This is a genomic window from Christiangramia echinicola DSM 19838, from assembly GCF_000423065.1.
Classification (GTDB): domain Bacteria; phylum Bacteroidota; class Bacteroidia; order Flavobacteriales; family Flavobacteriaceae; genus Christiangramia; species Christiangramia echinicola.
Genome location: NZ_AUHG01000012.1, coordinates 381503 through 394207 on the forward strand (window position 1 = coordinate 381503; position 12705 = coordinate 394207).

At 36.1% G+C, this 12705-nt stretch carries 13 protein-coding genes and 1 pseudogene; 8 read left to right on the forward strand and 6 right to left on the reverse strand.

Annotation, left to right across the window (positions count from 1 at the left end; all coding sequences use genetic code 11):
- Window positions 1-63: 63 nt before the first annotated feature.
- From G530_RS0111070 to G530_RS16820, 4 genes are read left to right on the forward strand one after another with little or no spacing between them, the layout of a single operon-like run.
- Entirely contained in the window at window positions 64-1491 is a 1428-nt protein-coding gene (locus tag G530_RS0111070) for a DNA recombination protein RmuC (protein WP_026934602.1), read from the forward strand.
- Window positions 1492-1493: 2 nt separating this feature from the next.
- Window positions 1494-1859, forward strand: coding sequence for a hypothetical protein (locus tag G530_RS0111075; RefSeq protein ID WP_026934603.1), 366 nt, complete (start codon window positions 1494-1496; stop codon window positions 1857-1859).
- A gap of 2 nt (window positions 1860-1861) precedes the next feature.
- Window positions 1862-2413 carry an acyl-CoA thioesterase gene (locus tag G530_RS0111080; protein WP_026934604.1) on the forward strand — a complete coding sequence of 184 codons (552 nt, stop codon included), beginning with the start codon at window positions 1862-1864 and terminating at the stop codon, window positions 2411-2413.
- The gene (locus G530_RS16820) at window positions 2410-3390 is read left to right on the forward strand and encodes a bile acid:sodium symporter (protein WP_035716238.1); all 981 of its coding nucleotides are present in this window, start codon (window positions 2410-2412) and stop codon (window positions 3388-3390) included. Before G530_RS0111080 ends, G530_RS16820 begins: the two co-directional genes overlap by 4 nt.
- Here the strand turns inward: G530_RS16820 and G530_RS0111090 are convergent.
- From G530_RS0111090 to rpmH, 3 genes are all read right to left on the reverse strand, one after another.
- Complete coding sequence (locus G530_RS0111090; protein WP_026934605.1) at window positions 3353-3751, reverse strand: DUF423 domain-containing protein; 399 nt, start codon at window positions 3749-3751, stop codon at window positions 3353-3355. The two genes, G530_RS16820 and G530_RS0111090, sit on opposite strands and share 38 nt — an antisense overlap.
- 66 nt (window positions 3752-3817) lie before the next feature.
- Entirely contained in the window at window positions 3818-6670 is a 2853-nt protein-coding gene (gene carB, locus G530_RS0111095; protein ID WP_026934606.1) for a carbamoyl-phosphate synthase large subunit, read from the reverse strand.
- A gap of 115 nt (window positions 6671-6785) precedes the next feature.
- Entirely contained in the window at window positions 6786-6944 is a 159-nt protein-coding gene (gene rpmH, locus G530_RS0111100; protein ID WP_011708966.1) for a 50S ribosomal protein L34, read from the reverse strand.
- 150 nt (window positions 6945-7094) lie between these two features.
- On the opposite strand from rpmH, the gene G530_RS0111105 reads away from it, so the two are divergent.
- Both G530_RS0111105 and G530_RS0111110 read left to right on the forward strand, forming a co-directional pair.
- Window positions 7095-7610, forward strand: a complete 516-nt coding sequence (locus G530_RS0111105) for a tetratricopeptide repeat protein (RefSeq protein ID WP_026934607.1) — start codon at window positions 7095-7097, stop codon at window positions 7608-7610.
- Window positions 7611-7734: 124 nt separating this feature from the next.
- On the forward strand, window positions 7735-8433 hold the full coding sequence (locus G530_RS0111110) for a TlpA family protein disulfide reductase (protein ID WP_026934608.1): 699 nt from the start codon (window positions 7735-7737) through the stop codon (window positions 8431-8433).
- 8 nt (window positions 8434-8441) lie between these two features.
- Here G530_RS0111110 and G530_RS16825 read toward each other — a convergent pair.
- Window positions 8442-9245 (reverse strand): annotated as a pseudogene (locus tag G530_RS16825) (lytic transglycosylase domain-containing protein); the annotation flags it as partial.
- Between the two features lie 159 nt (window positions 9246-9404).
- On the reverse strand, window positions 9405-10112 hold the full coding sequence (locus G530_RS0111120; protein ID WP_035716241.1) for an alpha/beta fold hydrolase: 708 nt from the start codon (window positions 10110-10112) through the stop codon (window positions 9405-9407).
- A 101-nt stretch (window positions 10113-10213) separates the two neighbouring features.
- On the opposite strand from G530_RS0111120, the gene G530_RS0111125 reads away from it, so the two are divergent.
- Together G530_RS0111125 and G530_RS0111130 are read left to right on the forward strand one after the other, a co-directional pair.
- Window positions 10214-10927 (forward strand): pirin family protein, encoded by a 714-nt coding sequence (locus G530_RS0111125; RefSeq protein ID WP_026934610.1) that lies wholly within the window; start codon window positions 10214-10216, stop codon window positions 10925-10927.
- An 11-nt stretch (window positions 10928-10938) separates the two neighbouring features.
- Window positions 10939-11235, forward strand: a complete 297-nt coding sequence (locus G530_RS0111130) for a GNAT family protein (RefSeq protein ID WP_026934611.1) — start codon at window positions 10939-10941, stop codon at window positions 11233-11235.
- On the opposite strand, the gene mtaB is transcribed toward G530_RS0111130, so the two are convergent.
- Window positions 11232-12563: a tRNA (N(6)-L-threonylcarbamoyladenosine(37)-C(2))-methylthiotransferase MtaB gene (mtaB, locus tag G530_RS0111135; RefSeq protein ID WP_026934612.1), complete on the reverse strand. Its 1332-nt coding sequence runs from the start codon at window positions 12561-12563 to the stop codon at window positions 11232-11234. The two genes, G530_RS0111130 and mtaB, sit on opposite strands and share 4 nt — an antisense overlap.
- Window positions 12564-12705 lie beyond the last annotated feature (142 nt).

Sequence of the window (12705 nt, forward strand, 5' to 3'; positions counted from 1 at the left end):
TTTTCTCACCTCAATCTTCTCTAAAATTCTTAAATAAGTATCTTTGAGGAAACCGCCCATTACATGAACGAATATCTTCTGGTCACTTTTATATTTTTAATTGCACTAGGAATTGGCACCTATCTCGGGAAGTTAATTTCCGGCTTAAAATCTAAATCTGAAAACGGCAAACTGGAAGAAAGAAATCATCAACTATCACTTCAATTAGAAGAAGTCAAGAATCAGTTAAACAGTAATTTAGAAAATTACAAGACAGACCTTCAGCAGCTTAAAAATGAATCTCGTGTGAATATCGAAAAGATCGAACTTGAGCGAGAAGATCTTAGAAAAGAGAAAGAATATTTAAGCCTTCAGCTCACCAAGAAAATTTCAGAATTCAATAATTTAGAGGAAAGAAATGAGGAGCAAAAAGCTGAAGTAGAAAAACTGCAGGAAAAATTCTCTAAGGAATTTGAAAATCTTGCCAACAGGATACTTGATCAAAAATCTGAAAAATTCACCAACCTTAATAAACAGAACATTGAAAATATCCTTGATCCTTTAAATAAAAAAATCAGGGAATTTGAGGAGAAAGTTAGTCTAAGCAATACAGAATCTGTAAAAAGGCATGCTGAACTTGGCGAAAAACTAAAATTCCTGAATGAGCAAAATATCAAAATTAGCGAGGAAGCAACCAATTTAACCAGGGCATTAAAAGGAGATACTAAAATGCAGGGGAATTGGGGCGAGATGGTACTGGAAAGAGTATTGGAACGCAGTGGGCTGCAAAAGGATAGCGAATATTTCGTTCAGCAAAGTTTTAATACCGAAGATGGCAAACGGGTTATGCCAGATGTGGTTATTCACCTACCCGGTGACAAGAAGATGGTGGTAGATTCAAAAGTTTCTCTCAATGCGTACGAGAGATATATTAACGCTACAGATGAAGAGGATAAAAATTCACATTTAAAAAACCACTTGATTTCGGTAAAGAACAGGGTAAACGAACTGGGAAATAAGAATTACCATTCGCTTTATCAAATGGAAAGTCCTGATTTTGTGCTTCTATTTATCCCAATTGAAGCTGCTTTTGCCATAGCCTCTAATGAATATCCCGCTTTATATGGTGATGCTTTTGAAAAGAATATCATCATTGTTACGCCTACTACTCTTCTTGCGGTTCTCAAGACCATAGATTCTATGTGGCAGAACGAGAAGCAGAAACAAAATGCTATCGAGATCGCTACCCAGGCTGGTGCATTGTACGACTCATTTACCAGCCTAACCGATGAATTATTAAAAATTGGTCGTCAAATAGGCACGGTTCAGAATTCATACGAGGGAGCAATGAAAAAGCTTACCGGAAAAGGCAATTTGATTCGAAGGGTAGAAAAACTCAAGAAATTAGGCGCTAAAGCCAGCAAACAAATAGATCAAAAACTTCTGAATCGTTTAGAAACCGAGGATGAACAGGAGGAAAATGAAACACCTTCCTTAAACCACAATAATTAAAAATGAAGAAAACACTAATTTACATCCTTGGAGGAATATTTATTTTATGGCTTCTTTATTATGCCTTTATCTATTTTGTACCCTATAGTGAAGGTACTCGAAGCGGGGAATTGATAAAATTCAGCCATAAAGGTGTGATCGTAAAGACCTGGGAAGGTGAAATAAGCCAGGGTATAAGCGGGGCACAGATATTTCAATTTTCGGTACTTGATAGAAATGATGAAGTAATTCAACAATTACAGGAATATGAAGGAAATTATGTAAAACTCACTTATGTAGAACGCTTTTCTACTTTCTTCTTCTGGGGTGATACCAAATATTTCATCACAGAGGTCGAAAAATCTGAAAGCCCACATTTTAGAAAATAACTATGCAGAAAGATTTCAAGAGAGTAAAAGATAGCCAGGTAGTAATATCAGAATTAATGCTTCCCTCCCATTCTAATTTTAACGGAAAGATCCATGGAGGCTATATTTTGTCATTATTAGATCAGATTGCTTTTGCTTGCGCTTCAAAGCATTCAAGAGCCTATTGTGTTACCGCCAGTGTAGATACGGTAGATTTTTTAAGACCTATAGAAATTGGGGAACTTGTTACCATGAAAGCTTCAGTAAACTACGTGGGACGCAGCTCGATGGTTATTGGGATAAGGGTTGAGGCTGAAAATATTCAGACCGGTGATATAAAACATTGTAATTCTTCATATTTCACCATGGTTGCTAAAAATGATAAAGGTAAATCTGTAGCAGTTCCGGGGCTTATTCTTAAGACCGACAACCAGATAAGACGTTTTGCAAAAAGCATAAAAAGAAAGAATATGAAGAGCAATAGAGTCAAAGAATTTCATGAAACCGATTTTTCTTCAGAAAAATATCTTCACATTCTTGAAGATCACAAGGTAAAAATAGAATTAGATTCTTGAAATCTCACGGATTCATATTCGCAATATTCATCGCGATAGGTATAGCCTATTTCTTTCCTCAAGGTATAGATCTACTGCCTTTAAAGACAATTACAGATATAGGTATAGGGCTCATCTTCTTTTTGTATGGCCTGAAACTTTCTCCGTCAGAATTTAAAGCGGGTGTTGTGAATTACAAAGTTCACATTATTATTCAGCTAACAACTTTTATAGTTTTTCCGCTATTATGCCTGCTCTGTTTACCTCTATTTGAAGATGGTTTAAAATCTGATCTATGGATTGCCTTATTTTTCCTTGGAGCCTTACCCTCAACTGTTTCCTCCTCTGTGGTAATGGTTGCATTGGCAAAAGGTAACCTACCAACCGCCATATTCAATGCAAGTCTTTCTGGCTTGATCGGAATTGTAGCAACTCCCCTATGGATTGGATTTATCCTGGAAAAATCTACCGATTTTGATTTTCTTATAGTTCTGCAAAAACTTTGCTTACAGATAATCCTTCCACTAGTCATTGGTCTATTCCTGCAAAGATATTTTGGTCAAATTGCGAGGAAATACGGAAGGCAATTGAGCCTTTTTGATAAAACCACGATCATCCTGATCATCTATTCCAGTTTTAGTAGTTCATTCACTTCAGACCTAATAAAAAATATTGAACTTATTGATTTGTTTAAAATGACTGCTATCGTACTCACTCTTTTCTTCCTGGTATTTTTCGGATTGGCATTTATTTCTAGATTAAGTGGTCTAAATACTGAAGATAAGATCGCCGCTCAATTCTGCGGAACAAAGAAATCACTTGTTCACGGTTCTGTAATGGTTAGAGTACTTTTCGGAAATGCAGCAAATTCAGGATTATTATTACTCCCTATAATGATCTATCACTCTACCCAATTGATCCTCGTAGCCTGGTATGCTGAAAAATACAGAAAAAGAAAATTTACGGATTCAGGTAAAGCGCTATTTCAGAAAGATTGATCGTCAATAAAATCCATCCAATTATTAACAATAGTCCTCCAAAAGGTGTAACAGGCCCAAGGAATTTTAGTTTTTTCCCATTTGCTGAACTCCAGGTTAGTCCGTAAATACTAAATGAAAAGAGGATAATACCAATTATAAAACACCATCCCATAACAATCTGTGAGGTTTCTAAGAATGGAAAGGTTATTCCACAAATTATTAAAACCATAGCATGATACATCTGGTATTTCACACCGGTTTCAAAACTCTTTAACTGGTCTTCACTAAAACGTTTCTTCAAGGCATGAGCCCCAAACGCTCCTAAAACCACAGATAAACCTCCGAATATTCCTCCAAATATCAATATTAATTCTTTCATATTTTCAGCATAAAAAAAGGTCATTCCAAATATAATTGAAATGACCTTTTTAAAATTTAATTACTATTATTTACTTAAATACATCTTTCTTCTAGAGTAAAGATCGTAGAAACTATCATCCTTTAAGCTTTCAATAAAGAGAATGCTCTCACCCGTACTTTTCATTTCAGGTCCTAATTGTTTATTTACATTATAGAACTTATTGAAAGAGAAAACCGGCTGCTTGATCGCATACCCCTCTAATTGAGGATTGAAATTGAAATCTTTAACTTTCTTTTCGCCAAGCATTACCTTAGTCGCATAATTCACATACGGCTCTTTATAAGCCTTAGCGATAAAAGGAACTGTTCTGGAAGCTCTTGGGTTTGCTTCAATAATAAAAACTTTGTCGTCCTTGATCGCAAACTGAATATTAATAAGACCCACCGTATTCAATGCAAGTGCAATTTTACGTGTATGATCTTTGATCTGCTGCATTACAAGATCACCAAGATTAAATGGAGGTAGTACGGCATTTGAATCCCCTGAGTGGATTCCACAAGGTTCAATATGTTCCATAATCCCTATGATATAAACATCTTCACCGTCACAGATCGCATCTGCTTCAGCTTCAATAGCACCATCCAGATAATGATCCAGTAATAATTTATTGTTAGGTATTTTTCTAAGAAGATCTACAACATGAGCTTCCAGATCATCTTTATTGATCACGATCTTCATTCCCTGTCCTCCTAGAACATAAGAAGGTCTTACCAGGATTGGGAAGTCAAGTTCATCTGCAAGAGCAAGGGCCTCATCAGCATTTTCAGCAGTTCCGAAATCTGGATAAGGAATATCATTTTCCTGAAGTAATCTGGAGAAGCTACCTCGGTCTTCAGCAAGATCCAAGGCTTCAAAACTTGTTCCCATGATCTTGATACCATATCTCTCCAGCTTTTCAGCCAGTTTAAGAGCAGTTTGCCCACCAAGTTGTACAATTACACCTTCAGGCTTCTCATGTCTTATAATATCGTAGATATGCTCCCAGAATACTGGCTCAAAATATAATTTATCGGCAATATCAAAATCTGTAGAAACAGTTTCCGGGTTACAGTTGATCATAATAGTCTCATAACCACATTCTGCTGCAGCGAGAACACCGTGAACACAACTATAGTCAAATTCAATCCCCTGTCCTATCCTGTTTGGACCAGAGCCAAGAACTACTATTTTTTTACGGTCTGAAACTTTACTCTCATTGGCTACATAAATATCGCCTTCTTTAGATCTTATTTCTTCTTCGAAAGTTGAATAATAATAAGGAGTTTCTGCTTTAAATTCAGCTGCACAGGTATCTACTAATTTATAAACCCTGTTAACCCCCAATTCTTCTCTTTTCTTATACACTTCACTTTCCCAGCAATCCAGCATATGAGCGATCTGTCTGTCTGCAAAACCTTTTTGCTTTGCTTCCAGTAATAGATCTTTAGGAAGTGAATGAATATCGTAGCCCGAAATTTCAACATCCAGGGCATGCAATTCTTCATATTGTTTAAGGAACCACATGTCAATTTTAGTGATCTCATGGATCCTGCTTAATGGAATACCCATTTGTATCGCATCATAGATCACAAAAACTCTATCCCAGCTTGGGTTGGTTAATTTGTCTATTATCTGATCATAATCTTTATAACCTTTCCCGTCTGCACCAAGCCCGTTACGTTTGATTTCAAGAGACTGGGTAGCTTTATGTAAAGCTTCCTGGAATGATCTTCCAATTCCCATAACCTCACCTACAGATTTCATTTGAAGTCCTAAAGTTCTATCTGAACCTTCAAATTTATCGAAGTTCCATCGTGGAATTTTAACGATCACATAATCCAGAGAAGGTTCAAATAACGCTGATGTAGATTGAGTGATCTGGTTATCCAGCTCATCCAGATTGTAACCTAAGGCAAGTTTAGTAGCAATCTTAGCAATTGGATATCCCGTTGCTTTAGAAGCAAGCGCAGAAGATCTGGAAACACGAGGATTAATCTCAATTGCTACAATATCCTCTTTTTCATCTGGACTCACAGCAAATTGCACGTTACAACCACCAGCGAAATCACCAATATTTCGCATCATTTTTATTGCCATGTCTCTCATCTTCTGATAAGTCTTATCACTAAGAGTCATTGCTGGAGCAACAGTAATAGAATCACCGGTATGAATCCCCATAGGATCCATATTCTCGATGGCACATATGATCACAACATTATCATTACGATCACGTAGTAATTCAAGCTCATATTCTTTCCAGCCTAATAAAGCTTTATCTATTAAAACCTCATGAATTGGAGAAGCTTCCAGTCCACGGGAAAGCATTTCATCAAAATCTTCAGCTTTATGAACAAAAGAAGCGCCTCCACCACCTAAGGTAAAGGAAGCACGAATTACTAGCGGAAAACCAAATTCCTGAGCTACCTCTTTACCTTGAAGGTAAGAAGTAACAGTTTTAGCAGGAGCAACCGGAATATCTATTCTGCCCATCAATTGCTTAAACTGCTCTCTATCCTCACAAATATTGATAGCGTCTATATCTACTCCAATGAGTTTTACTCCAAAATCACCCCAGATCCCTTTTTCGTCTGCCTCAATACAAAGATTTAAGGCTGTTTGACCTCCCATGGTAGGAAGTACAGCATCAATTTCAGGATGATCTTTCAGGATCTCGATAAGAGATTTTGTAACAAGTGGCTTTAAATACACATGATCGGCCATAGAAGGGTCGGTCATGATGGTTGCTGGATTAGAGTTTATCAGGATGGTCTTAATCCCGTCTTCTCTAAGGGAACGAAGGGATTGAGTTCCAGAATAATCGAATTCACAGGCCTGTCCTATAATAATTGGTCCAGATCCTATAATTAAAACGCACTTGATGTCTTTGTTTTTTGGCATGATAATATGTTGTGTTTCCGTTGAGTTGTTGGGACTAAAAATAAGAAGCGTCTGGGTATAAAAAAAGGCGTTACTTAAAAAGTAACACCTTTATTATTTCGAACACTATGATTCATTAGTGTTTATGTCTGTTTTCAGAAGATACAGATAATTTCTTTCTACCTTTAGCTCTTCTACGAGCAAGGACTTTTCTTCCGTTTGCACTGGCCATACGCTCCCTGAATCCGTGCTTATTTTTTCTTTTCCTTTTAGATGGTTGAAACGTTCTTTTCATTGTGAGTATCTTTTATCTTCTGTAAATTCGTTTTGTCTGTCTTTAAAACTGCGTGCAAATATACAAAGCTTTTTAAGTACTGCAAATACTAAATTAAAATATTTTTAATTGTTTTTATTACCTTTGCCGACTGGAAAATCAAGATAAAAAATGTTCAACAAAAATATTAAGTTAGTTTTAGCCGGTTTAAGTATTGCAATAGCGGTCTGGCAGTTCATCGAAGGAAATATAGGTAACGGTATCGCCCTGATACTTTTATCTGGAATTTTCATTTTCCTTTATTTTAAAAATGAAATGATCTTACTGGCTTTTTTAAAGCTAAGAAAGCAAGATTTCCCTGGCGCTAAGAAATGGCTAGACAAAATAAACAATCCTGAAACTGCACTTGTAAAGAAGCAACAAGGGTATTACTGGTACCTTCACGGCCTAATGGTTTCCCAAACAAACATCACCCAGGCTGAAAAATTCTTTAAGCGAGCTCTTAAACTCGGTTTATCTATGGATCATGATCTGGCTATGGCCAAGCTTAATCTTGCAGGAATCGCCATGACCAAAAGAAGGAAACGTGAGGCTACTACACTTTTAAATGAAGCAAAAAAGCTAGATAAGCATGGAATGATGAACGATCAAATCAGGATGATGAAAGAGCAAATGAAAAAGATCTAATTCCCATCTTATTAACATTTTAAGAACAAAATAGCTTTTAACTAAAATATAGGCACTTTAACGATATTTTTTTCTTGTAAGAAAAAGCTGATATACTTTTGACAAAACCAGCCCCACAAATTACATGAAAAAACTATTATTAGTTTTTCTTTTTATTGGACCTATAGTATTTTCTCAGCAAGAGTTGGAGGAAAAAACTTATTTCTCCGAGGCTTTATACTTCAACCTTTCAGACTACAACAGAAAAGCTGATATAGCTTATCGGTTTAATGATTATGAAAAGGGAAAAGAACTTTTTGAAAATTTCACCAGCACCCACCTTGAAGGGTCCTACATGGATAATTTTAAATTCAGAAATTTAAGAAAAAAGGAAGTTCAGCTTTACGATTTTAAAAAACCTGTTTTCCTTATTACCTATGCCTCCTGGTGCGTGCCAAGTAAAGGTGAGATTCCTGCTCTAAATGAACTTGCTGCTGAATACAAGGATATAGATTTTGTAGTATTATTCTGGGACAGACGTGAAAAAGTCAAGGAGCTGGCTGAAAGTTTTTCGAAGGATATTTCAGTAGTATATGTAGATGAAAGCCAGAACAATGGAGCTTATGTGGTAAGGCAATTAAAACATTCACTTGGTTTACCTACCTGTTTCCTGCTTTCAGGAGATAAAAAAATAATGGACATTAGAAGAAGTGTATTCCCTCCCCTGCAAACAGAGGAGGAAACCGCTTATCGCGAAAACTATATCGCTTTAGAAACTTCTATTTCGAATAACCTGGTAAACTCCTATGACGAAGTTTACGCAGATAATGTCCAGGTAGAATAATACTTTTCTTACTTCACTTCCGGATAATTCCCATTTTCAGGAATATCTATGAAATATGTTTTCCTGGATGCATTCTTTAAATGATCATCACGCAGCCAAGGATTATGTATTTTCAGAATTTTATAATTGATTCCGAATTTATCAGCAAAATCTGGAAAATTCTTCACTACAGTATCTACTTTTACTTTTTTAACCGGAATATGCTTATAAAGGTCGTTTTCAGTATAATTAAAACCATACTTTTTGGGATTATTCATGATTTCTTTTAAAGCCAGAATTCTAAAAACGTACCTTCCAGTTTCCTCACCAAGTAAAAGATCATAATAATCCTTTACTTTTTGTCTATCCAATTGTTTATCCACCCCATATTGTCCGGCGTTATAAGAAGCTGCGGCTAAGGTCCAGGAACCAAATCTCTCTTTTGCTTTTTTCAGATAATCGGCTGCGACACGAGTAGACTTTTCTATATTATATCTCTCATCTACATTATCGTTGATCTCAAGACCATATTCCTTACCAGTACCTTCGAGGATTTGCCAGAACCCAACTGCCCTTGCTGGTGATACAGCCTGGGTAAGACCACTTTCAATAACCGCGAGATATTTAAAATCATCAGGTATCCCCTCCTCCTTTAAGATAGGCTCGATTACAGGGAAATATTTATTTGCCCTTTTCATTAATAGCAAGGCATTAGATTGCCAGTACGTATTCACCAGTAATTCACGATCCATTCTTTCATAAACATCAGGATCTTCTAAGGGAACATTTTCACCTGCAAACTCAAGATTATCTGGCATGGGAAGAGCTACTATCCTGTAGCCGTCTGCGACGCTTTAGTCTTCTTTATTTACTACTGTTTCATTATTACCAGTAGAACCTCCATCTTCCTGCTGCACTGCATTTATACTTACTGCACACACTGTAAATAATCCTACAATCAATAATGCATTCTTTAAAATCTTCATAGTTGCTTAATTAACTTGTTTTTTTTGTTCTTTCTTTTTCATTTTACCAGTTTCGATCAATTCCGGTAAATGCTCATTAAACCATCGAAAACGATTTATGATCATTATATGAGTTCCTCCCGGAACCACAAAGGCTCCGTTTATATTTTTTATTGGAAATACTTCATCCCTGTCTCCATGTATATGTATTACTTTTTCATCGGGATTCTCGCATTTCCAATTAACCATATTCTTAATTGCCCAGTTAAGGTATTGTTTATCTGTAATAGAAATATACTGTTTATATAACCTAGCTCTTTTCTTTAGAAATTCACCAACGGCAACCTTTTCGAATAGATCAACATAATCTACCAGTCCCGTAGGAATCAATCTAAACAATCCAGTTTTAGAGGCAAATTTCATTCGTGGAGGTAGCTCTTCAGTACATTTTACACTGGAAATTATAATTAGCCTCTTAAGTTCTACAAACCTTGCCATTTCCTGTACAATTACCCCGCCAAAGGATACACCTATCAAAACTGAATTTTGATGTTTCATATACTTCAACATTCTCTTTGCATAACTTTCCAGGGTCTCATCTGGATCTGGGATCTCCCATTCTAAAGAATGAATAATGTATTTATCCTCAGGAAGAAAAATATTTTCAAATATCGACGGAGCAGCAGCCATTCCTGGCATCAAATATACATGAGTAAGAGAATCTTCCTGTTTCATTTTAACATGTATATAACAAAGATAACTGCCATTTAATCGTAAATTTAACAATCAAAATTACTGCATAATACTTGACTTTCAAATTTACCAACCTATAAAAAATGGAGAAAGTAATACATCCTGCAAATTCGCGGGGTAAAGCCAATCACGGATGGCTCAACGCTAATTTTTCATTCAGCTTTGCTAATTATTTTAACCCGGAAAAGGTCCAGTTCGGGCTATTAAGGGTTCTAAACGATGACTTCGTAAAGCCAGGAATGGGTTTTGGTACACATCCTCACCAAAATATGGAAATTATCTCTATTCCTTTAAAGGGAGAGATACGACATAAAGATACTATGGATCATACAGCTGTTGTAAAAGCCGGTGAGGTCCAGGTGATGAGTGCAGGTACCGGAGTTGAGCATAGTGAATTCAATTCTTCAAACGAGGAATTGAATATGCTACAGATCTGGATATTTCCTGAAGAGAATGAATTAGACCCCAGATATGACCAAAAGGATTTTTCAGAATTATTAAAAAATGACGGTTTGGTTAATATTGTTTCTCCAAAATCTGATCAATCTGAAAACTCTCTATTCATCAATCAGCAGGCATATCTGCATTTAGGTGATTTCCAGATTGGCAGGAAAATTGAGTATAAGTTGAAGAATGAAGGCCATGGAGTCTATATATTCCTTATTGAAGGTGAAGCTGAAGTTGCAAATACTTCTTTAAATGATCGTGACGCAGTTGGAATATGGGATACAGATGAAATTTCTATGGAATTCATTAAACCTTCAAAGGTTCTTCTTATTGAAGTACCAATGAACTAAAAACAAAAGCAATGAGCAAGGAAGATTTAGTGATTTCAGATAATGAGTTTCTTAGACAATTTGAAACTTTTATCAATAATGAATTGGCGTGTATCGAATATTCGCAACAGGAAAGAAAAATTTTTCTTACTAAACTAAGAATGCCCGACGGAACTGAAGATAGACAGGAAGACTTTATTATAGCCGTACTTGCCGAAATTAAAGAAAGAAACACCAGAGTTGTACCAACCAGTCCTGAAATCGCAGGATTTATGAGAAGAAATCGTCGTAAATATAAAGACCTTCTACCAGTAGGCATTAATATTTAAACAGTTACCGGAGTCGGTACTTCTTCAAACCTTACCAGACCGTCCTCATCTATTTCAGTTAATTTAATTTCCTGAAGGGTATTTACTTTACCCGGATCCCAGGGAGCTTTCACCTTGACGTAGTTCTCAGTAAATCCATGAATATATCCTTCTTTATTCTCACCTTCAAAGAGAACCGTACACTCATTATCTAACTGACTTTCGTAGAAAGCACGTCTTTTCTTAGCGGAAAGCCCACGTAACATTTTACTTCTCTTTTTACGTATTTTAAGTGGTACTACCCCATTCATTTCTGCTGCCGGAGTGTTATCTCTTTCGGAATAAGTAAAAACATGTAAATAAGAAATATCAAGCTCATTAAGGAAATTATAAGTTTCCAGGAAATGCTCTTCAGTCTCCCCAGGGAAACCAACAATGACATCAACACCAATACAGGCATTCGGCATTACCTCCCTGATCTTATTCACCCTATCAACATAAAGATCACTCATATACCTCCTACGCATAAGCTTAAGGATCTCATCACTTCCACTTTGAAGTGGAATATGAAAATGAGGCACAAAGGTTTTACTTTTAGAAACAAAATCTATAGTCTCATTTTTAAGAAGGTTAGGCTCTATTGAAGAAATTCTAAGTCTTTCAATGCCATTAACTTCATCTAATGCCTTAACCAGATCTAAAAATGTATGTTCATGTTTTTTATTCCCGAACTCTCCTTTCCCATAATCCCCGATATTAACACCGGTCAAAACGATCTCCTTGATTCCCTGTTCAGAAATTTCTGCGGCATTATTCAAGACATTTTCAAGCTTATCGCTTCTGGAAATCCCTCTGGCTAAAGGAATGGTACAATAGGTACATTTATAATCACAACCATCCTGAACCTTTAAAAAGGCCCTGGTGCGGTCACCTATAGAATATGAGCCTACATAAAAATCTGCTTCATTGATCTCACAGGAATGAACTTCACCATGATCATTTTTGGTAAGATCATTCAGATAATCTGTGATCTTAAATTTTTCTGTGGCTCCTAGAACAAGATCTACCCCATCTACCGCTGCAAGTTCTTCTGGTTTTAACTGAGCATAGCAACCCACAGCAATTAGAAAAGCATCTTCATTTGCTTTCTGAGCTTGTTTCACTATGGTTTTAAAACGTTTATCTGCATTTTCAGTAACAGAACAGGTATTGATAACATATATATCTGCCACCTCTGAAAATTCAACCCTTTCAAAACCTTCATTTTCAAAAGACCTTGCTATAGTTGATGTTTCAGAAAAATTGAGTTTACAACCCAATGTATAAAATGCGACTTTCTTAACGTTCATATTCCCTCATTTAAAAACCAAACCCGTGAATAGGGCTGCAAAGATACCAACTTAAAACGTTTCTATAAAATTCAATTAAGATTGTAATCCTAAGAGACTGTGAATATTAAATAAATACTGAGCAATTATTCGTATATTCCAT